The sequence below is a fragment of the Bacillus sp. FSL H7-0578 genome (assembly GCF_038630855.1).
Classification (GTDB): domain Bacteria; phylum Bacillota; class Bacilli; order Bacillales; family Bacillaceae; genus Bacillus; species Bacillus safensis.
The window spans coordinates 136,074-153,630 of the sequence record NZ_CP152045.1 but is presented as its reverse complement, the minus strand read 5'-3'; the positions used below and the strand labels follow the sequence as shown (position 1 = coordinate 153,630).

At 41.9% G+C, this 17,557-nt stretch carries 32 protein-coding genes and 1 pseudogene; all 33 read right to left on the bottom strand.

The genetic code is table 11. The features are described from left to right. Positions 1-82: 82 nt before the first annotated feature. The 33 genes and pseudogenes from rplQ to tuf all read right to left on the bottom strand — a co-directional run bounded on the left by rplQ (position 83) and on the right by tuf (position 17,501). Positions 83-445 (bottom strand): 50S ribosomal protein L17, encoded by a 363-nt coding sequence (gene rplQ / locus MHB41_RS00880; RefSeq protein ID WP_003216944.1) that lies wholly within the window; start codon positions 443-445, stop codon positions 83-85. A 75-nt stretch (positions 446-520) separates the two neighbouring features. Further along, on the bottom strand, positions 521-1,465 hold the full coding sequence (locus MHB41_RS00875; RefSeq protein WP_003217009.1) for a DNA-directed RNA polymerase subunit alpha: 945 nt from the start codon (positions 1,463-1,465) through the stop codon (positions 521-523). A gap of 175 nt (positions 1,466-1,640) precedes the next feature. Next, a complete protein-coding gene (gene rpsK, locus MHB41_RS00870) occupies positions 1,641-2,036 on the bottom strand; it encodes a 30S ribosomal protein S11 (protein WP_003217231.1) in 396 nt (131 codons plus the stop codon). Between the two features lie 20 nt (positions 2,037-2,056). Further along, positions 2,057-2,422, bottom strand: coding sequence for a 30S ribosomal protein S13 (gene rpsM, locus MHB41_RS00865; RefSeq protein WP_003217023.1), 366 nt, complete (start codon positions 2,420-2,422; stop codon positions 2,057-2,059). Positions 2,423-2,443: 21 nt separating this feature from the next. Next, positions 2,444-2,557 carry a 50S ribosomal protein L36 gene (gene rpmJ, locus MHB41_RS00860; protein WP_003156543.1) on the bottom strand — a complete coding sequence of 38 codons (114 nt, stop codon included), beginning with the start codon at positions 2,555-2,557 and terminating at the stop codon, positions 2,444-2,446. 31 nt (positions 2,558-2,588) lie between these two features. After that, a complete protein-coding gene (gene infA, locus MHB41_RS00855; RefSeq protein WP_003217190.1) occupies positions 2,589-2,807 on the bottom strand; it encodes a translation initiation factor IF-1 in 219 nt (72 codons plus the stop codon). After that, positions 2,785-3,073 (bottom strand): annotated as a pseudogene (locus tag MHB41_RS00850) (RNA-binding protein). The gene infA and the pseudogene MHB41_RS00850 overlap by 23 nt, the downstream one beginning before the upstream one ends. 45 nt (positions 3,074-3,118) lie before the next feature. Then, positions 3,119-3,865 carry a type I methionyl aminopeptidase gene (map, locus tag MHB41_RS00845; RefSeq protein WP_003217210.1) on the bottom strand — a complete coding sequence of 249 codons (747 nt, stop codon included), beginning with the start codon at positions 3,863-3,865 and terminating at the stop codon, positions 3,119-3,121. Then, the gene (locus tag MHB41_RS00840) at positions 3,862-4,515 is read right to left on the bottom strand and encodes an adenylate kinase (RefSeq protein ID WP_034283883.1); all 654 of its coding nucleotides are present in this window, start codon (positions 4,513-4,515) and stop codon (positions 3,862-3,864) included. Before MHB41_RS00840 ends, map begins: the two co-directional genes overlap by 4 nt. Before the next feature lie 55 nt (positions 4,516-4,570). After that, positions 4,571-5,863, bottom strand: a complete 1,293-nt coding sequence (secY, locus tag MHB41_RS00835) for a preprotein translocase subunit SecY (protein WP_007496334.1) — start codon at positions 5,861-5,863, stop codon at positions 4,571-4,573. 1 nt (position 5,864) lies between these two features. Further along, complete coding sequence (rplO, locus tag MHB41_RS00830; RefSeq protein WP_003216888.1) at positions 5,865-6,305, bottom strand: 50S ribosomal protein L15; 441 nt, start codon at positions 6,303-6,305, stop codon at positions 5,865-5,867. Between the two features lie 30 nt (positions 6,306-6,335). After that, the gene (rpmD, locus tag MHB41_RS00825) at positions 6,336-6,518 is read right to left on the bottom strand and encodes a 50S ribosomal protein L30 (protein ID WP_003217067.1); all 183 of its coding nucleotides are present in this window, start codon (positions 6,516-6,518) and stop codon (positions 6,336-6,338) included. Between the two features lie 13 nt (positions 6,519-6,531). Then, entirely contained in the window at positions 6,532-7,032 is a 501-nt protein-coding gene (rpsE, locus tag MHB41_RS00820; RefSeq protein ID WP_007496332.1) for a 30S ribosomal protein S5, read from the bottom strand. Positions 7,033-7,056: 24 nt separating this feature from the next. Further along, positions 7,057-7,419 (bottom strand): 50S ribosomal protein L18, encoded by a 363-nt coding sequence (gene rplR, locus MHB41_RS00815; RefSeq protein ID WP_008356544.1) that lies wholly within the window; start codon positions 7,417-7,419, stop codon positions 7,057-7,059. Positions 7,420-7,451: 32 nt separating this feature from the next. Then, positions 7,452-7,988: a 50S ribosomal protein L6 gene (gene rplF, locus MHB41_RS00810; RefSeq protein ID WP_024425602.1), complete on the bottom strand. Its 537-nt coding sequence runs from the start codon at positions 7,986-7,988 to the stop codon at positions 7,452-7,454. Positions 7,989-8,019: 31 nt separating this feature from the next. Continuing rightward, a complete protein-coding gene (gene rpsH / locus MHB41_RS00805; protein WP_007496327.1) occupies positions 8,020-8,418 on the bottom strand; it encodes a 30S ribosomal protein S8 in 399 nt (132 codons plus the stop codon). A gap of 31 nt (positions 8,419-8,449) precedes the next feature. After that, entirely contained in the window at positions 8,450-8,635 is a 186-nt protein-coding gene (gene rpsN / locus MHB41_RS00800) for a 30S ribosomal protein S14 (RefSeq protein WP_008356542.1), read from the bottom strand. A gap of 22 nt (positions 8,636-8,657) precedes the next feature. Then, positions 8,658-9,197 carry a 50S ribosomal protein L5 gene (rplE, locus tag MHB41_RS00795; protein WP_003217159.1) on the bottom strand — a complete coding sequence of 180 codons (540 nt, stop codon included), beginning with the start codon at positions 9,195-9,197 and terminating at the stop codon, positions 8,658-8,660. 25 nt (positions 9,198-9,222) lie between these two features. Next, positions 9,223-9,534 (bottom strand): 50S ribosomal protein L24, encoded by a 312-nt coding sequence (rplX, locus tag MHB41_RS00790; protein ID WP_008356538.1) that lies wholly within the window; start codon positions 9,532-9,534, stop codon positions 9,223-9,225. Positions 9,535-9,569: 35 nt separating this feature from the next. Beyond that, a complete protein-coding gene (gene rplN, locus MHB41_RS00785; protein ID WP_003216882.1) occupies positions 9,570-9,938 on the bottom strand; it encodes a 50S ribosomal protein L14 in 369 nt (122 codons plus the stop codon). 39 nt (positions 9,939-9,977) lie between these two features. Continuing rightward, on the bottom strand, positions 9,978-10,241 hold the full coding sequence (gene rpsQ / locus MHB41_RS00780) for a 30S ribosomal protein S17 (protein ID WP_003216906.1): 264 nt from the start codon (positions 10,239-10,241) through the stop codon (positions 9,978-9,980). Positions 10,242-10,266: 25 nt separating this feature from the next. After that, positions 10,267-10,467, bottom strand: coding sequence for a 50S ribosomal protein L29 (gene rpmC, locus MHB41_RS00775; protein WP_003217155.1), 201 nt, complete (start codon positions 10,465-10,467; stop codon positions 10,267-10,269). Then, a complete protein-coding gene (gene rplP, locus MHB41_RS00770) occupies positions 10,457-10,891 on the bottom strand; it encodes a 50S ribosomal protein L16 (RefSeq protein ID WP_003156478.1) in 435 nt (144 codons plus the stop codon). The genes rpmC and rplP overlap by 11 nt, the downstream gene beginning before the upstream one ends. A 1-nt stretch (position 10,892) precedes the next feature. After that, positions 10,893-11,549: a 30S ribosomal protein S3 gene (gene rpsC / locus MHB41_RS00765; protein WP_003217241.1), complete on the bottom strand. Its 657-nt coding sequence runs from the start codon at positions 11,547-11,549 to the stop codon at positions 10,893-10,895. A 3-nt stretch (positions 11,550-11,552) separates the two neighbouring features. Continuing rightward, complete coding sequence (gene rplV / locus MHB41_RS00760) at positions 11,553-11,894, bottom strand: 50S ribosomal protein L22 (RefSeq protein WP_007496316.1); 342 nt, start codon at positions 11,892-11,894, stop codon at positions 11,553-11,555. Positions 11,895-11,911: 17 nt separating this feature from the next. Further along, positions 11,912-12,190, bottom strand: a complete 279-nt coding sequence (gene rpsS / locus MHB41_RS00755) for a 30S ribosomal protein S19 (protein WP_003216920.1) — start codon at positions 12,188-12,190, stop codon at positions 11,912-11,914. Positions 12,191-12,247: 57 nt separating this feature from the next. Beyond that, positions 12,248-13,081: a 50S ribosomal protein L2 gene (rplB, locus tag MHB41_RS00750; protein WP_024425599.1), complete on the bottom strand. Its 834-nt coding sequence runs from the start codon at positions 13,079-13,081 to the stop codon at positions 12,248-12,250. Between the two features lie 28 nt (positions 13,082-13,109). Next, on the bottom strand, positions 13,110-13,397 hold the full coding sequence (gene rplW, locus MHB41_RS00745) for a 50S ribosomal protein L23 (RefSeq protein ID WP_003217016.1): 288 nt from the start codon (positions 13,395-13,397) through the stop codon (positions 13,110-13,112). Continuing rightward, positions 13,397-14,020, bottom strand: a complete 624-nt coding sequence (gene rplD / locus MHB41_RS00740; RefSeq protein WP_024425598.1) for a 50S ribosomal protein L4 — start codon at positions 14,018-14,020, stop codon at positions 13,397-13,399. The genes rplW and rplD overlap by 1 nt, the downstream gene beginning before the upstream one ends. Before the next feature lie 27 nt (positions 14,021-14,047). Beyond that, positions 14,048-14,677 carry a 50S ribosomal protein L3 gene (rplC, locus tag MHB41_RS00735; protein ID WP_024425597.1) on the bottom strand — a complete coding sequence of 210 codons (630 nt, stop codon included), beginning with the start codon at positions 14,675-14,677 and terminating at the stop codon, positions 14,048-14,050. 37 nt (positions 14,678-14,714) lie between these two features. Continuing rightward, a complete protein-coding gene (gene rpsJ, locus MHB41_RS00730; RefSeq protein WP_003156464.1) occupies positions 14,715-15,023 on the bottom strand; it encodes a 30S ribosomal protein S10 in 309 nt (102 codons plus the stop codon). Between the two features lie 218 nt (positions 15,024-15,241). Further along, positions 15,242-16,201: an alpha/beta hydrolase gene (locus MHB41_RS00725; protein ID WP_340899529.1), complete on the bottom strand. Its 960-nt coding sequence runs from the start codon at positions 16,199-16,201 to the stop codon at positions 15,242-15,244. A gap of 109 nt (positions 16,202-16,310) precedes the next feature. Continuing rightward, positions 16,311-17,501: an elongation factor Tu gene (gene tuf / locus MHB41_RS00720; RefSeq protein WP_034283892.1), complete on the bottom strand. Its 1,191-nt coding sequence runs from the start codon at positions 17,499-17,501 to the stop codon at positions 16,311-16,313. Between the last annotated feature and the right edge of the window lie 56 nt (positions 17,502-17,557).

Sequence of the window (17,557 nt, the reverse complement as noted above, 5' to 3'; positions counted from 1 at the left end):
CTTAAAAAAGCCGTAGTACCTAAAAAAGGGCATAGATCCAGTTATGAACTGTCCCGCCCTTTCTTAGATACACGATATGTGATTAAACTAATTCAATGACAGCCATTGGTGCGCCATCGCCGCGACGAGGTCCAAGCTTCATGATACGAGTGTATCCACCTTGGCGATCTTCGTAGCGAGTTGCAACGTCAGCGAATAATTTTTGAAGTGCATCTTGGTTTGTTTCAGCGTTAGCTACTTCATTACGAATGTAAGCTGCAGCTTGACGGCGAGCATGAAGATCTCCGCGTTTGCCAAGAGTGATCATTTTTTCAACTACAGAGCGAAGTTCTTTCGCACGTGTTTCAGTTGTTTCGATGCGTTCGTTGATGATCAAATCAGTCGTTAGGTCACGAAGCATTGCTTTACGTTGTGCACTAGTGCGTCCTAGCTTTCTGTATGCCATGTGATGTCCCCTCCTTAATTAGAGATGCTGTATGAATAAAAAACACACGAAAATCCTAGTTCACAATGAAACTAGTCAATCGTCTTTACGAAGACCCAGTCCAAGTTCTTCTAGTTTCGCTTTCACTTCTTCAAGAGATTTACGTCCAAGGTTACGAACTTTCATCATATCCTCTTCTGTCTTGTTAGCAAGCTCTTGAACAGTGTTAATACCCGCACGCTTCAAACAGTTGTAAGAACGAACAGAAAGATCAAGCTCTTCAATTGTCATTTCAAGCACTTTTTCTTTTTGGTCTTCTTCTTTCTCAACCATGATTTCAGCATGCTGAGCTTCGTCAGTTAACCCAACGAAAATATTCAGGTGTTCAGTTAAAATCTTAGAACCTAGAGCGATCGCTTCTTTCGGTCCTGTGCTTCCATCAGTCCATACATCTAGTGTTAATTTATCATAGTTTGTGATTTGCCCAACACGGGTGTTCTCCACTTGATAAGTCACACGAGATACAGGTGTATAGATTGAGTCGATCGGAATCACACCGATTGGCTGATCGTCTCTTTTGTTTGCATCAGCAGGATTATACCCGCGACCTCTTTGTGCAGTTAAGCGAACACGGAAGCTCGCATTCTTGCCAAGAGTTGCGATGTGAAGATCTGGATTTAAGATTTCAATATCGCTGTCGTGTGTAATATCAGCAGCTGTTACAGTACCTTCATCTTGTACATCAATTTCAAGCGTCTTCTCTTCTTCAGAGTAGATTTTGAGTGCAAGCTTTTTAATGTTTAAGATAATCGTTGTAACATCTTCAACCACGCCTTCGATCGTTGAGAATTCGTGTAAGACACCATCTATCTGGATCGATGTTACAGCTGCACCAGGAAGTGAGGATAAAAGGATACGACGAAGGGAGTTCCCTAAAGTGGTACCATATCCACGCTCAAGTGGCTCTACGACAAACTTGCCATACTTGGCATCGTCGCTGATTTCAACCGTTTCGATTTTTGGTTTTTCAATTTCGATCATCTAATAAAACCCTCCTTCAAAACGTCGAAACCTCGAATAGAATCATATGAGATTCCATCCGAAATTCCTCATTGTTTAGTCCCGTATGTGCTCAGGCAACGAGTCGTGTATTCGTCTCATAAATAACTGTATCATAACCCATTATTGACAGGGACACAAAATCTATACAAACAAATTACACGCGGCGACGTTTTGGTGGACGGCATCCGTTATGAGGAACTGGAGTTACGTCTCTAATTGCAGTAACTTCAAGACCTGCAGCTTGAAGTGCACGAATTGCAGCTTCACGACCAGAACCAGGACCTTTAACAGTTACTTCAAGTGTTTTAAGACCATGTTCGATAGAACCTTTAGCAGCAGTTTCAGCAGCCATTTGTGCAGCGAAAGGAGTAGATTTACGAGAACCTCTGAATCCTAATGCACCAGCACTTGACCAAGAAATTGCGTTTCCATGAACATCAGTAATCGTTACAATCGTGTTGTTGAAAGTGGAACGGATATGAGCGATTCCAGCTTCAATATTCTTTTTCACGCGACGTTTACGCGTATTTTGTTTACGAGCAGCAGCCATTCTTTAACTACCTCCTCTACTTATTTTTTCTTGTTAGCTACAGTACGACGCGGACCTTTACGAGTACGCGCGTTGTTTTTTGTGTTTTGTCCACGAACAGGAAGTCCTCTACGATGACGGATTCCGCGGTAGCTTCCGATTTCAATTAGACGCTTAATGTTAAGTGAAACTTCACGACGAAGGTCACCTTCTACTTTAAGTTTGTCAATGATATCACGGATTTTACCAAGTTCGTCTTCAGTTAGATCGCGAACGCGAGTGTCTTCAGAAACACCTGCTTCTTTAAGGACTTGTTGCGCAGTCGTACGACCAATTCCAAAAACATATGTTAAAGAAATGACAACACGCTTATCACGTGGAATATCTACACCAGCAATACGAGCCATGATTTGGGCACCTCCTTGTTATTAGCCTTGTTTTTGTTTATGTTTTGGGTTTTCACAGATCACCATTACTTTTCCTTTTCTGCGAATCACTTTACATTTTTCACAGATAGGTTTAACAGATGGTCTCACTTTCATGTGTTTCCAACCTCCTTCTTCCGGAGTTGCTTTATTTGTAACGGTACGTAATTCTACCACGAGTTAAGTCATATGGAGATAATTCTACCGTAACTTTGTCTCCAGGTAAAATGCGAATGAAGTGCATACGGATTTTTCCTGATACATGAGCCAAAACTGTATGACCATTCTCTAGTTCAACTTTGAACATTGCGTTTGGCAAAGTTTCTGCTACAGTACCTTCCACTTCAATTACATCGTCTTTCGCCATTCAAGTGTTCTCCCTTCTTCAAATCAGTAACTTGCTCTCTGACAAATGCCCAAATGAGAATCTCTCAATTGTTCATCTATCACCCGACCTGTTTTGAATATACTGTTCTGAACTTCCGGAGATACGCAATCATAAAAGGTTATATGATTGATATTTTTTCTTAGGAGAATGAAATTTACGCTTTTCTCCGTCTGCGATTAGTACATGGCAGCCAACGAACATGCCGATGACACCTGTATACTGATCTTGTTCTTTCTTTGGACTATACAGACAACCTGCCCGATTTGGGCCTGAAAGGCTTCAGTGAAGACCTAAATCTTAGTCAGTATATCAAAACCTGTATCTGTAATCGCAATCGTATGCTCAAAGTGAGCACACTTTTTCCCATCAACCGTTACAACCGTCCAGTTATCAGCCAATGTTTTCACATATCGGCTGCCTGCGTTCACCATCGGTTCGATGGCCAACACCATCCCAGGTTTTAGCCGCGGGCCTTTGTTGGGCGGACCATAATGAGGAATTTGAGGGTCCTCATGAAGATCCTGTCCGACCCCATGTCCAACATATTCTCTAACAACTGAAAAATTTTCATTTTCAACATACGTTTGTATGGCATGGGAAATGTTCGACAGACGTTCGCCTGGCTTTGCTTCCTGTAAGCCTTTATATAGAGATTCCTCTGTGACTTCCAGTAGTTTGCGGTCTTCATCACTGATTACCCCAACTGGATAAGTCCAAGCAGAGTCACCATGATAGCCATTTAACTTTGCGCCAATATCGATACTAATGATGTCACCATCACGTAAAACCCGTTTACCAGGAATACCGTGAACGAGTTCTTCATTCACCGAAACGCAAATGCTCCCGCGAAAACCATTATACCCTTTAAAAGATGGGATTGCACCCTGCTTTGTAATAAAACGTTCGGCAATTTGATCCAATTCTTTTGTCGAAATACCTGGTTTTATATGTTTCTTCAGCTCTTCATGAGTCAGTGCGACAATACGTCCAGCTTCTCTCATAATCTCAAGCTCGCGAGGAGTTTTACAGATAATCATTTATTTAATCCTCCAAGCAGGTCCTTGATATCTGCATACACATCGTTAATGTGCTTCGCACCATCAATGTTTACAAGATATCCTTTTTCTGAATAGAAGTTCAGTAAAGGTTCAGTCTGCTTTAAGTTTACTTCAAGTCTAGTCGAAACGGTTTCTGCATTATCATCTGCACGTTGATAAAGCTCGCCTCCACACTTGTCGCAAACATTTTCTTTCGCAGGTGGATTGAATACTAAATGATATGTTGCTCCGCAATTTTTGCAAATTCTTCGGCCAGTCAGACGCTCCATCAAAGCATCTTTATCGACTTTAATATTAATGACATAATCAATCGTTCTGCCAAGGTCCTTTAGAATTTCTTCTAAAGCTTCAGCCTGAGCGACTGTTCGCGGAAATCCGTCCAGAAGAAAACCTTGTTCACAATCATTTTTGCCAAGTCTTTCTCTAACAATACCGATTGTGACCTCATCAGGAACAAGCTCTCCTTTATCGATAAAGGATTTTGCTTCGAGCCCAAGTTGTGTCTCCTCTTTCATAGCAGCGCGGAACATATCTCCTGTTGAGATATGAGGGATCCCATAATCATCAACAATTCGTTCTGCCTGAGTGCCTTTACCAGCACCCGGAAGCCCCATTAAGACTAAGTTCATTTCGGATTTCCCCTTCCTTACTTAGAGAGGTTGGGCAGCTGCCCAGCCCTCTGTTTTATTTCATAAATCCACGGTAATTTCGTTTCACTAATTGGCTTTCAAGCTGTTTCATTGTTTCAAGTGCAACACCTACAACAATGAGAAGACTTGTGCCGCCAATTTGTGCAGCGGAAGGTAATCCAGCGAATTGAATGAAAAAGATAGGAAGTATTGAAATCACGGCTAAGAAAATGGCGCCCACAAACGTGAGTCGGTACAAAATGCTCGTAATTCTATCTTGAGTCATTTTCCCTGGACGAACTCCCGGGATATAGCCACCCTGCTTTTGCAGATTTTCAGCCATTTGTTCAGGATTGACTTGGACAAAGGCATAAAAATATGTGAAAGCAACAATCAGTGCTACATAAATCGTCATACCGATTGGCTTAGTATAGTCAAAGTTGTTGGTTATCCAAGTTGTTACATTATTGGTTCCGAAGAACGATGCGATCGTCTGCGGAGTAATAATGAAAGAAACGGCAAAGATGACTGGAATCACCCCTGCTGGATTCACTTTTAATGGAAGGTGCGTTGCTTGACTAGCAGACATTTGTGCACGGCCAGTTCCCTTTGAATATTGAATTGCAATCTTTCTCACTGCCATTTGAATGTAAATAACACCGATAACAATGACAAGAATGGCAATGACAATAAGGGCAATTTTAAGGATTTGCATGAACAGCTGTCCATCTCCACCTACAAATTGTTGAGCGTACACTTGTTTTAATGTTTGAGGGATACCAGCGATGATACCGGCAAAGATAATAATCGAAATACCGTTACCAACACCGTGAGCAGTAATCTGCTCACCCAGCCACATTAAAAATGCTGTTCCCGCAGTGAGTACGACCGCAATTAAGAGATACGTTGAAACACCAGGGTTTTCAATCAGCATGCCTCCTGCCATATTGTTAAATCCATATGACATTCCTAGCGCCTGGATAAATCCTAGAACAATTGTAAAATACCTTGTGAATTGTGCTAATTTTCGGCGGCCAACCTCTCCTTGCTTTGACCACTCAGTAAACTTCGGAACAACATCCATCTGCAAGAGCTGAATGATGATCGAAGCAGTGATATACGGCATAATCCCCATTGCAAGAATGGAGAATTGGAAAAGTGCCCCGCCCCCAAACGTGTTGAGGATTCCGAAAACACTCATTTGATCCTGTGCCTGGAGAACTTCGGCGTTCACATTAGGCACAGGGATGAAAGCACCTATACGAAAGACGACTAACATTAAAAGTGTGAATATAATCTTATTCCGTATATCTTTCACGCGCATAAAATTGGAGATTGTCTTAAACAAGTTAGATCACCTCGGCTGTACCGCCAGCAGCTTCAATCGCTTCTTTCGCAGAAGCAGAGAATTTATTGGCTTTTACAGTTAATTTTTTTTCTAATTTACCGTTGCCAAGAATTTTTACTCCTGCTTTTAACTTGCTTATTGCACCAGTCTCTAGAAGAAGTTCAGGAGTTACTTCCGTTCCTTCGTCAAAACTGTTTAATCTGTCTAAGTTGATTACCGCGTAATCTTTACGGTTAATGTTTGTAAAACCACGTTTTGGAAGGCGTTGGAATAAAGGCATCTGACCACCTTCGAAACCAGGGCGTACACCGCCGCCAGAACGAGCGTTTTGACCTTTATGACCTTTACCAGAAGTTTTACCGTTACCTGATCCAATACCACGACCAACACGGTTGCGTACTTTACGTGAACCTTCTGAAGGCTTCAATTCATGAAGTTTCATTTGGGCACCTCCTTATCGATTAAAAATGTTTTATTGTTCTTTAACAGAAACTAAATGAGACACCTTGTTAATCATGCCGCGGATCGCTGCATTGTCTTCATGTACGACTGTTTGGTTTGTTTTCTTAAGACCAAGAGTACGAACAGTGACACGCTGATCTTCAGGGCGACCGATTACACTGCGTTTGAGGGTAATTTCTAATTTATTTGCCATTATTGTTCCCTCCTTATCCTAACAGGTCTTCTACAGATTTTCCACGAAGCTTCGCTACATCTTCAGCACGTTTAAGCTCACTTAAACCTTGAAGTGTTGCGCGGATCATGTTGATCGGTGTATTAGAACCTAGAGATTTAGAAAGGATATCAGCTAGACCAGCAAGCTCAAGTACCGCACGAACTGGGCCTCCAGCGATAACTCCTGTACCTTCTGAAGCAGGCTTCAATAGAACGTTTCCTGCACCGAATCGACCGATGATTTCATGTGGAATTGTAGTTCCAACCATTGGTACTTCAATTAAATTCTTTTTCGCATCTTCAACAGCTTTGCGGATCGCTTCTGGTACTTCTTGTGCTTTACCAGTACCGAAACCTACATGACCGTTTTTGTCACCGACAACAACTAAAGCTGCAAAACGGAAACGACGTCCACCTTTAACAACTTTCGCTACGCGGTTAACCGTAACTAAGCGTTCTTCTAACTCTAATTTGCTTGGGTCAATACGACTCATTCGGATGTGTCCCTCCTTCTTTTATTAAAATTTAAGTCCAGCCTCACGAGCAGCTTCAGCTAGAGCTTTTACACGTCCATGATATAGGTATCCTCCGCGGTCAAATACCACGTTAGAGATTCCTTTTTCAACAGCACGTTTTGCAACAAGTTCGCCAACTTTCGTAGCAGCTGCAGTGTCAGAACTATTCTCGATCTTTAACTCTTTATCAAGAGTAGAAGCACTTACAAGTGTTACACCGTTAACATCATCAATTACTTGAGCGTAGATATTCTTGTTAGAACGGAAAACGTTAAGGCGAGGTCTTTCAGCAGTACCTGAAAGTTTCGCACGAACACGAGCATGTCTTTTAAGACGAGTAGCGTTTTTGCTAGTTTTCGTAATCATCCGAGTCACTCCTTTCTTCACATTAAGCGATCTTACTTACCAGTTTTTCCTTCTTTACGGCGAACGAATTCACCTTCGTAACGAATTCCTTTACCTTTGTAAGGCTCTGGAGCACGGACAGCGCGGATGTTAGAAGCTAGAGCTCCTACACGCTCTTTATCGATACCTTTAATGATTACTTTCGTTTGAGATGGAACTTCGATTTCAACTCCAGCCTCAGGAACGATTTCAACTGGATGAGAGTATCCAACGTTAAGAACAAGTTTGTTTCCAGATTTAGCTGCACGGTAACCGACACCGATAAGTTCTAAACCTCTTTCGAAACCTTTAGATACACCTTCAACCATGTTTGCAATCAAGCTGCGTGTTGTACCATGTAATGCACGGTGTTCTTTATTTTCAGACGGACGGCTTACAGTTAAGACGTTGTCCTCAATTTTAATTTCCATATCAGGGTGAAATGCACGAGTTAGTTCACCTTTTGGTCCCTTTACTGTCACTGTGTTATCGTTGTTTGTCACAGTAACTCCTGAAGGGATCTCGATTAGTTTTTTACCTATACGAGACATACCAAGCACCTCCATTCATCTTAAACTTTTTTTACCATACGTAAGCAAGTACTTCTCCACCAGCTTGTTTAGCACGGGCTTCTTTGTCCGATAAAACACCTTGTGATGTAGAAATAATTGCGATTCCAAGTCCGTTAAGTACACGTGGTACTTCATTTGATTTCGCATATACGCGTAAACCAGGTTTACTGATTCTTTTAAGACCAGTGATAACACGTTCGTTGTTTTGGCCGTATTTAAGGAACAAACGGATAATTCCTTGTTTGCTGTCTTCGACGTACTCAACGTCACGGATAAAACCTTCACGCTTTAAGATTTCAGCAATTTCTCTTTTGATTTTTGAAGCCGGTACTTCTAGCTTCTCATGACGTACCATGTTCGCATTGCGAATACGAGTCAGCAAATCTGCAATCGGATCTGTCATAACCATTATTTAATAACCTCCTTCCCATTTATGGGGATTACCAGCTGGCTTTTTTAACGCCAGGAATTTGTCCTTTATATGCAAGTTCGCGGAAACAAATACGGCAAAGTTTAAACTTACGAATAACTGAATGTGGACGACCACATCGTTCGCAGCGCGTATACTCTTGAACTTTAAACTTTTGTTTGCGTTGTTGTTTCGCAATCATAGACTTTTTAGCCACGATTTCGCCTCCCTTTCATTGATTATTTCTGGAACGGCATACCTACTTGAGTTAATAACTCACGTGCTTCTTCGTCCGTATTGGCAGTAGTAACGATAACGATATCCATACCGCGGACCTTTGTTACTTTATCGTAATCAATTTCTGGGAAGATTAACTGTTCTTTAATACCAAGCGTGTAGTTTCCACGACCGTCGAAAGATTTCTTAGAAATCCCGCGGAAGTCACGTACACGTGGTAAAGACACAGAAATAAGTTTATCAAGGAAATCATACATGCGCTCTCCGCGAAGTGTTACTTTCGCACCGATTGGCATTCCTTCACGTAGACGGAATCCAGCAATAGACTTCTTCGCACGAGTAACGACAGGTTTTTGACCAGCGATAAACGTTAATTCTTCAACAGCAGTATCGATTGCTTTAGCGTTTTGAACAGCGTCACCAACACCCATGTTGATCACGATTTTTTCGATTTTTGGCACTTGCATTACTGATTTGTATTCAAACTTAGAAACTAATGCAGGTGTAATTTCTTTTACATACTTTTCTTTAAGGCGGTTCATGAGAAAGACCTCCCTTCCTTATTTACTATTTATCTAGAACTTGCCCAGATTTTTTCGCTACACGGACTTTCTTTCCGTCCTCAACTTTATACCCAACACGTGTCACTTCACCCGTTTTAGGATCAAGCGGCATTACGTTTGATACGTGGATCGGCGCTTCTTGTTCAGAAATTCCGCCTTGAGGGTTAGCTTGGGTTGGTTTAGAGTGTTTTTTCACAAGGTTAATACCTTCTACTAAAACACGTTCCTTTTTAGGGAAAGCAGCAAGGATGACACCTTGTTTACCTTTATCTTTACCAGAGATAACCACTACTTTATCGCCCTTTTTAACATGCATTTAATCGCACCTCCTTGAGTCGCGGATTGTATTCATTAAAGTACTTCTGGTGCTAGAGAAACAATTTTCATATAGTTGTTTTCACGAAGTTCACGTGCTACTGGTCCGAAGATACGAGTTCCACGTGGGCTCTTGTCGTCACGAATGATGACACATGCATTTTCGTCGAAACTGATGTAAGATCCATCGTTTCTGCGAGCTCCGCTCTTAGTACGAACGATAACTGCTTTCACAACTTCACCTTTTTTGACAACGCCTCCAGGTGTTGCTTGTTTAACCGTACAAACAATGACATCACCGATGTTAGCCGTTTTACGTCCAGAGCCACCAAGAACTTTAATCGTTAGTACTTCGCGTGCGCCAGAGTTGTCAGCTACTTTTAAACGAGTCTCCTGTTGAATCATTAATGTTACCTCCTTTCGGAAAAAGAAATCCGAACTTTATTAGATAATAACGGCTTCTTCGACAACTTCAACTAGACGAAAGCGTTTAGTCGCAGATAAAGGACGAGTTTCCATGACCTTTACGATGTCTCCGATTTTTGCTTGGTTGTTTTCATCATGTGCTTTGAACTTCTTAGAGTATCTTACACGTTTGCCATAAAGTGAATGCTTTTTGTATGTTTCAACTACAACAGTGATGGTTTTATCCATTTTGTCAGAAACAACACGACCTTGATACACTTTACGTTGGTTACGTTCGCTCATGTTTGCGGGGCCTCCCCTCTAATTATTATTTATTAGCAGCGATTTCTCTTTGACGAATCACAGTTTTCATGCGTGCGATTGATTTACGCACTTCACGAATGCGAGCAGTATTTTCAAGCTGCCCAGTCGCTAATTGGAAACGAAGATTGAAAAGTTCTTCTTTAAGAGACTTTACTTTTTGTTCAATTTCAGCAGTGGTAAGGTCACGAATTTCATTAGCTTTCATTTGATTCACCACCAATTTCTTCACGTTTTACGAACTTCGTTTTAATTGGCAATTTGTGAGATGCAAGACGAAGAGCTTCACGAGCAACTTCTTCAGACACACCAGAAATTTCAAATAAAACTTTGCCCGGTTTCACTACAGCTACCCATCCTTCTGGAGCACCTTTACCGGAACCCATGCGGACCTCTAGAGGTTTAGCTGTGTATGGCTTAGAAGGGAAAATTTTAATCCAAACTTTACCGCCACGTTTCATGTAACGAGTCATAGCAATACGAGCAGCTTCGATTTGACGGTTTGTGATCCAAGAAGCTTCAAGAGCTTGGATACCGTACTCACCGAAATGTACTTCAGTACCGCCTTTTGCACGACCACGCATTTTTCCACGATGTTCTCTGCGATACTTCACGCGTTTTGGCAATAACATATTATTTTCCTCCTTCCGCAGTATTCTTCTTAGTTGGAAGGACTTCTCCACGATAGATCCATACTTTTACGCCAAGCTTACCATAAGTAGTGTCAGCTTCAGCAGTAGCATAGTCGATGTCAGCACGAAGTGTGTGCAATGGAACAGTACCTTCACTGTAATATTCAGAACGAGCAATATCTGCACCGCCAAGACGACCAGAAACCATTGTTTTGATTCCTTGTGCTCCAGCACGCATTGTGCGTTGGATTGTTTGTTTTTGTGCACGACGGAATGAAATACGGTTTTCAAGTTGACGAGCGATGTTTTCAGCAACTAGCTGAGCATCAAGATCTGCTCTCTTGATTTCAAGAATGTTGATGTGTACACGTTTGCCAGTTAGGCTGTTAAGAGCTTTACGAAGTGCTTCAACTTCAGATCCGCCTTTACCAATTACCATACCTGGTTTAGCCGTGTGGATTGTGATATTTACGCGGTTTGCAGCACGTTCGATTTCTACTTTAGAAACAGACGCGTCAGACAAACGCTTGCTGATGAATTCACGGATTTTCAAGTCTTCATGTAAGAAGTCAGCGTAATCTTTTCCTGCGAACCATTTAGATTCCCAATCACGAATGACGCCAATACGAAGACCTACTGGATTTACCTTTTGACCCACGGATTATCCCTCCTTCTTTTCTGATACAACGATTGTAATGTGGCTAGTACGTTTGTTAATTGCACTCGCACGACCCATAGCACGTGGACGGAATCTCTTAAGTGTTGGACCTTCGTCAACGAATGCTTGAGTAATCACTAGGCTGTTAGCGTCCAACTCGTAGTTGTGCTCAGCGTTTGCGATAGCAGATTTTAATACTTTTTCAATAATTGGTGAAGCAGCCTTAGGTGTAAGGTTTAAGATAGAAACTGCTTCTCCTACTTGCTTACCTCGGATCAGGTCCATTACTAGACGTGCTTTACGAGGAGCAATACGGACTGTTCTTGCGACAGCTTTAGCTTGCATTTAAAAGCCTCCTCTCATTAGCGTCTTGTTTTTTTATCGTCACTAGCATGACCTTTGTAAGTACGGCTTGGTGCGAATTCGCCCAATTTGTGACCTACCATATCTTCAGAAATGAAAACAGGTACATGTTTGCGTCCATCATAGACAGCGATTGTGTGACCGATGAATTGTGGGAAAATTGTAGAACGACGAGACCAAGTTTTTACGACTTGCTTTTTGTCAGTTTCATTCAATTTCTCGACTTTAGCCATCAAATGATCATCAACAAATGGTCCTTTTTTTAAGCTGCGAGCCATTGTGGAACCTCCCTTCGTGATTGAACTACGGTCCTAAATGAACCGTAGACAACCCCGTTACTTGTTTTTACGACGACGTACAATGAATTTATCAGACTTGTTGGTTTTCTTACGAGTCTTGAATCCAAGAGTCGGTTTACCCCATGGAGACATTGGTGATTTACGTCCGATTGGAGCGCGTCCTTCACCACCACCGTGTGGGTGATCGTTAGGGTTCATTACAGAACCACGAACTGTTGGGCGTACGCCTTTCCAGCGAGAACGTCCAGCTTTACCGATGTTGATTAATTCGTGTTGCTCGTTTCCAACTTGACCGATAGTCGCACGGCAAGCAGAAAGAATCATGCGAACTTCTCCTGAGTTCAAACGTACAAGAACGTATTTACCTTCTTTACCAAGAACTTGAGCAGAAGTACCAGCAGAACGAACTAATTGTCCACCTTTACCTGGTTTTAATTCAATGTTATGCACAACTGTACCAACTGGGATGTTGATAAGTGGAAGAGCATTACCTGGTTTGATGTCAGCTTCTGGTCCAGAAGTAACTTCAGTACCAACTTGGATTCCTTTCGGAGCAAGAATGTAACGTTTCTCACCATCTGCATAGTTTACAAGAGCGATGTTAGCTGAACGGTTTGGATCATACTCGATTGTAGCAACGCGTCCAGGTATACCGTCTTTATCACGCTTAAAGTCGATGATACGGTATTGACGTTTGTGACCGCCACCTTGATGACGAACAGTCAATCTACCTTGGTTGTTACGTCCGCCTTTTTTGTGTAGCGGTGCAAGCAACGATTTTTCTGGTTTGTCAGTCGTGATTTCAGCAAAATCTGAAGTAGTCATGCCACGACGACCATTACTGGTTGGTTTATACTTTTTAATCGCCATTTTGAATTTCCCTCCTTCTTTTTAAGATTTACGCTTCAAAAATTTCGATTTCTTTGCTGTCAGCAGTTAATTTCACGATCGCTTTTCTGCGACGGCTAGTCATACCAGTGTAGCGTCCAACGCGTTTTGATTTTCCTTTGTAGTTTTGAACGTTGACTTTCTCAACTTTCACTCCAAAGATTTCTTCAACAGCGTCTTTCACTTCTGTTTTGTTAGCTCTGACATCAACTTCGAACGTGTACTTCTTCTCTGTCATTAGATCAGCAGAACGTTCAGTAATGATAGGGCGCTTTAGAACATCACGAGGATCTTTCATTATGCAAGTCCCTCCTCTACTTTTTCAACCGCTGCTTTAGTGATCAGAAGTTTGTCGTGGTTGACAACGTCAAGAACGTTGATACCGTTAGCTTCAACAACTGTTACTCCAGGGATGTTACGAGCAGATAAAGCAACTGTTTCGTTTGCATCCGCAGTGACGATCAACGCTTTCTTCTCGACAGATAATCCTTTAAGGATGCCTGCGAATTCTTTCGTTTTCACTGCATCAAGAGTCAGATCTTCAAGAACGATGATGTTGTTGTCGATTACTTTAGAAGACAATACTGACTTGATAGCCAAGCGGCGAACTTTTTTAGGTAATTTATAAGAATAACTGCGTGGTGTTGGACCGAATACGATACCGCCTCCGCGCCATTGTGGTGAACGGATAGAACCTTGACGAGCACGACCTGTACCCTTCTGTCTCCAAGGCTTACGACCTCCGCCACGTACTTCAGAACGAGTTTTTACTTTGTGAGTTCCTTGACGTAAGGAAGCTCTTTGCATAAGAATAGCATCGAATACTACGCTTTCGTTTGGCTCGATTCCAAACACAGAAGCGTTTAATTCGATTTCACCGTTAGTAGAACCGTTTTGGTTATATAATGCTACTTTTGGCATGACTTGTTTCCTCCTTTCCTAAGAGAGTTATTTAGATTTAACTGCACTCTTTACAGTTACTAGAGATTTTTTAGCTCCTGGTACGTTTCCTTTGATCAATAGAAGATTGCGTTCTGCATCAACTTTAACGATCTCAAGGTTTTGGACAGTAATTTGCTCTCCGCCCATACGACCTGGAAGAAGTTTACCTTTGAATACACGGTTTGGATCAACAGGTCCCATTGAACCAGGACGACGGTGGTAACGTGAACCGTGAGTCATTGGTCCGCGTGATTGTCCGTGGCGTTTGATAGCCCCTTGGAATCCTTTACCTTTTGATGTTCCTGTTACATCTACGATATCTCCATTTGCGAAAATATCAACTTTGACTTCCTGACCAACTTCATACGCATCTAACTCCGCACCGCGTAATTCTTTTACGAAGCGCTTAGGAGCAGTTTCCGCTTTAGCAACGTGGCCTTTCTCTGGTTTGTTAGAAAGCTTTTCACGTTTGTCATCAAAACCGATTTGGATTGCTTCATAGCCATCCGTGTCAACAGTCTTCTTTTGAAGAACAACGTTAGCAGCAGCCTCAACAACAGTTACAGGGATAAGATCACCGTTTTCTGCGAATACTTGCGTCATACCAATTTTTCTACCTAAGATTCCTTTGGTCATTCGTCACACCTCCTATAATATGTGTTTTCTATTTGAATTAAAGTTTGATTTCGATATCTACACCAGATGGTAAATCTAAACGCATAAGTGCATCAACTGTTTGCGGAGTTGGATTCACGATGTCGATTAGACGTTTGTGAGTACGCATCTCGAATTGCTCACGAGAATCTTTGTACTTATGCACCGCACGAAGGATTGTGTAAACTGATTTTTCAGTTGGAAGCGGAATTGGACCAGATACACTAGCACCAGAACGCTTAGCCGTTTCAACAATCTTCTCAGCAGATTGATCAAGAATTCTATGATCATATGCTTTTAAACGAATACGAATTTTTTGTTTTGCCATTATTTTCCCTCCTTTTCGCCTACTTACGTTAGACAGTTCTCCGTGAGAAAAACCTGATCACCTCGCCATGGCAAAGCGGCCGGGTGTGTCAGCAACCTCTCACTTCATCGCAGTCAAAGACCAACATGCACTATTGTACCAAATTGGCCTGCGTGTTGCAATAATAAATCGGATAAATTTATGATTTGCACACTTTTCATATTATACAGGGATTCAGCCTATAAATCAAGCTTTCCCTGAAGATGATGTATAGCAGTCTTTCTTATGATACGTATAAATTCATCTGGTTCCTCAATGTGCGGGGAATGTGCAGAGTCTTTAAAGGTAAACCATTCTTTGATTGGTGCTTTTAATTGATCAACATATGGTTTTGATACAGCAGCTGGTGTAATCATGTCGTGATCGCCAATGAGAAAGTAGCACGGTATTAATATAGTAGAAACTCGGAATTGAATACTCTCATTCATTAGCTGATCCCATAGCTTGTCTTGACTAAACTTCTGTCCTTTCATGAACTTCCATTTATCTTTAAGCTGATATTGCTTACTAAAAAGAAACCCTTTTAGCATTTGAAAAACCGGTTTCCATCTATGTGTGAGACCTACGCTCGCAAACTCTTTATATAGAGAAAACAAGGCATGAGCTGATGTCCGTTTCCATGGAGGGGGCGTCAGTAATCGCAGACACCCAGTAAACAGACGATTGCGATGATATTTCTTCAAAAGGAGCTCGTACGATACGATATCTTCCTTTAACACATCTACTACCTGACTAATCCCGTAATATGCATGATAAAGATCTGGACGCTTATGTACTGCTTGTATGGCAATTAATGATCCCCACGAGTATCCTGCGATATACAATTTTGAATGACCTAGATAAGTTAGAAGCTTCTCTGTCAGTTCAATCGTGTCTTCAATAAATTGCTGAATGGTCATCGATGCATCGGGAAGATTCTCTTGATAGGAAAGTCCTGCACCTCTCTGATCCCAATGGACAACTGTAAAGTCCTGATCAAGTTCCCCGTGAAAGGAATCAATATAACTGATTTGAGCCGAGCCGGGCCCGCCGTGTAAAAATAAAAGGACAGGCTCCGTTTCACTCGTCTGGTCTTCTTTCATCATAATCCATTGGTCAATCCCGCCGATCGACCATTTTTTCAAATATGTCTTTACCATTCCAGCGATCCTCTCGGTTCCATTTAGATTCTATAGCTTATAGTAGCCGTTCTGATCTGGAAAAGCAAAAAAAGAGACCCTTTTGCAAGGAGTCTCTTTTGTATGTTTATTACTTAATGATAGTTGAAACGACACCAGAACCTACAGTACGTCCACCCTCACGGATAGAGAAACGAGTTCCTTCTTCGATAGCGATAGTAGAGATAAGTTCAACTTCCATCTCAGTGTTATCGCCAGGCATTACCATTTCAGTACCTTCTGGAAGATGTACGATACCAGTTACGTCAGTTGTACGGAAGTAGAACTGCGGACGGTAGTTAGCGAAGAATGGAGTATGACGTCCACCCTCTTCTTTAGAAAGTACATAAACTTCAGCTTTGAAACGGCTGTGTGGAGTGATTGTACCTGGTTTAGCAAGTACTTGACCACGTTGGATATCTTCACGAGATACACCACGAAGTAGTGCACCGATGTTGTCACCAGCTTCAGCGTAGTCAAGAAGTTTACGGAACATTTCAACACCTGTAACAGTTGTTTTACCGTTTTCTTCTTGAAGACCGATGATTTCAACTTCGTCACCGACTTTAACTTGTCCACGCTCAACACGACCAGTAGCAACTGTTCCACGACCAGTGATTGAGAATACGTCCTCAACTGGCATCATGAATGGCTTCTCAGTGTCACGCTCTGGAGTTGGGATGTACTCATCAACCGCATCCATAAGTTCAAAGATTTTTGCTTCGTAATCAGCATCTCCTTCAAGAGCTTTAAGAGCAGAACCTTTGATAACTGGTACATCGTCACCAGGGAAGTCATAGTCAGAAAGAAGGTCACGAACTTCCATTTCAACAAGTTCAAGTAACTCTTCATCGTCAACCATGTCACATTTGTTAAGGAATACTACGATGTATGGTACACCTACGTTACGAGAAAGTAGGATGTGCTCACGTGTTTGTGGCATTGGACCATCAGCAGCAGATACTACTAAGATCGCGCCGTCCATTTGAGCAGCACCAGTGATCATGTTTTTAACATAGTCAGCGTGTCCTGGGCAGTCTACGTGTGCATAGTGACGAGTTTCAGTTTCATACTCAACGTGTGCAGTTGAGATTGTGATTCCACGCTCGCGCTCTTCTGGAGCACCATCGATTTGGTCATAAGCCATAGCTGTACCTTTACCAGATTTCTTATGAAGAACTGTTGAGATAGCAGCAGTTAGAGTTGTTTTACCATGGTCAACGTGTCCAATTGTACCAATGTTAGCATGCGATTTGGAACGGTCGAATTTTTCTTTAGCCATTCTAAAAATCCTCCTTAAAGGTTCATTGTATTTGGTATAGAGTGATAGAAAGTGAA

Excerpts from the sequence above, each read along its gene's own strand:
- rplQ (WP_003216944.1), bottom strand. The coding sequence starts at position 445 with ATGGCATACAGAAAGCTAGGACGCACTAGTGCACAACGTAAAGCAATG.
- MHB41_RS00875 (WP_003217009.1), bottom strand. The coding sequence starts at position 1,465 with ATGATCGAAATTGAAAAACCAAAAATCGAAACGGTTGAAATCAGCGAC.
- rpsK (WP_003217231.1), bottom strand. The coding sequence starts at position 2,036 with ATGGCTGCTGCTCGTAAACAAAATACGCGTAAACGTCGCGTGAAAAAG.
- rpsM (WP_003217023.1), bottom strand. The coding sequence starts at position 2,422 with ATGGCTCGTATTGCTGGTGTAGATATTCCACGTGATAAGCGTGTTGTC.
- rpmJ (WP_003156543.1), bottom strand. The coding sequence starts at position 2,557 with ATGAAAGTGAGACCATCTGTTAAACCTATCTGTGAAAAATGTAAAGTG.
- infA (WP_003217190.1), bottom strand. The coding sequence starts at position 2,807 with ATGGCGAAAGACGATGTAATTGAAGTGGAAGGTACTGTAGCAGAAACT.
- map (WP_003217210.1), bottom strand. The coding sequence starts at position 3,865 with ATGATTATCTGTAAAACTCCTCGCGAGCTTGAGATTATGAGAGAAGCT.
- MHB41_RS00840 (WP_034283883.1), bottom strand. The coding sequence starts at position 4,515 with ATGAACTTAGTCTTAATGGGGCTTCCGGGTGCTGGTAAAGGCACTCAG.
- rplO (WP_003216888.1), bottom strand. The coding sequence starts at position 6,305 with ATGAAACTTCATGAATTGAAGCCTTCAGAAGGTTCACGTAAAGTACGC.
- rpmD (WP_003217067.1), bottom strand. The coding sequence starts at position 6,518 with ATGGCAAATAAATTAGAAATTACCCTCAAACGCAGTGTAATCGGTCGC.
- rpsE (WP_007496332.1), bottom strand. The coding sequence starts at position 7,032 with ATGAGTCGTATTGACCCAAGCAAATTAGAGTTAGAAGAACGCTTAGTT.
- rplR (WP_008356544.1), bottom strand. The coding sequence starts at position 7,419 with ATGATTACGAAAACTAGCAAAAACGCTACTCGTCTTAAAAGACATGCT.
- rplF (WP_024425602.1), bottom strand. The coding sequence starts at position 7,988 with ATGTCTCGTATAGGTAAAAAACTAATCGAGATCCCTTCAGGAGTTACT.
- rpsH (WP_007496327.1), bottom strand. The coding sequence starts at position 8,418 with ATGGTTATGACAGATCCGATTGCAGATTTGCTGACTCGTATTCGCAAT.
- rplE (WP_003217159.1), bottom strand. The coding sequence starts at position 9,197 with ATGAACCGCCTTAAAGAAAAGTATGTAAAAGAAATTACACCTGCATTA.
- rplX (WP_008356538.1), bottom strand. The coding sequence starts at position 9,534 with ATGCATGTTAAAAAGGGCGATAAAGTAGTGGTTATCTCTGGTAAAGAT.
- rplN (WP_003216882.1), bottom strand. The coding sequence starts at position 9,938 with ATGATTCAACAGGAGACTCGTTTAAAAGTAGCTGACAACTCTGGCGCA.
- rpsQ (WP_003216906.1), bottom strand. The coding sequence starts at position 10,241 with ATGAGCGAACGTAACCAACGTAAAGTGTATCAAGGTCGTGTTGTTTCT.
- rpmC (WP_003217155.1), bottom strand. The coding sequence starts at position 10,467 with ATGAAAGCTAATGAAATTCGTGACCTTACCACTGCTGAAATTGAACAA.
- rplP (WP_003156478.1), bottom strand. The coding sequence starts at position 10,891 with ATGTTATTGCCAAAACGCGTGAAGTATCGCAGAGAACATCGTGGAAAA.
- rplV (WP_007496316.1), bottom strand. The coding sequence starts at position 11,894 with ATGCAAGCTAAAGCTGTCGCAAGAACAGTCCGTATTGCTCCTCGTAAA.
- rpsS (WP_003216920.1), bottom strand. The coding sequence starts at position 12,190 with ATGGCTCGCAGCTTAAAAAAAGGACCATTTGTTGATGATCATTTGATG.
- rplB (WP_024425599.1), bottom strand. The coding sequence starts at position 13,081 with ATGGCGATTAAAAAGTATAAACCAACCAGTAATGGTCGTCGTGGCATG.
- rplW (WP_003217016.1), bottom strand. The coding sequence starts at position 13,397 with ATGAAAGATCCTCGTGATGTTCTAAAGCGCCCTATCATTACTGAACGT.
- rplD (WP_024425598.1), bottom strand. The coding sequence starts at position 14,020 with ATGCCAAAAGTAGCATTATATAACCAAAACGGTTCTACTAACGGTGAA.
- rplC (WP_024425597.1), bottom strand. The coding sequence starts at position 14,677 with ATGACCAAAGGAATCTTAGGTAGAAAAATTGGTATGACGCAAGTATTC.
- rpsJ (WP_003156464.1), bottom strand. The coding sequence starts at position 15,023 with ATGGCAAAACAAAAAATTCGTATTCGTTTAAAAGCATATGATCATAGA.
- MHB41_RS00725 (WP_340899529.1), bottom strand. The coding sequence starts at position 16,201 with ATGGTAAAGACATATTTGAAAAAATGGTCGATCGGCGGGATTGACCAA.
- tuf (WP_034283892.1), bottom strand. The coding sequence starts at position 17,501 with ATGGCTAAAGAAAAATTCGACCGTTCCAAATCGCATGCTAACATTGGT.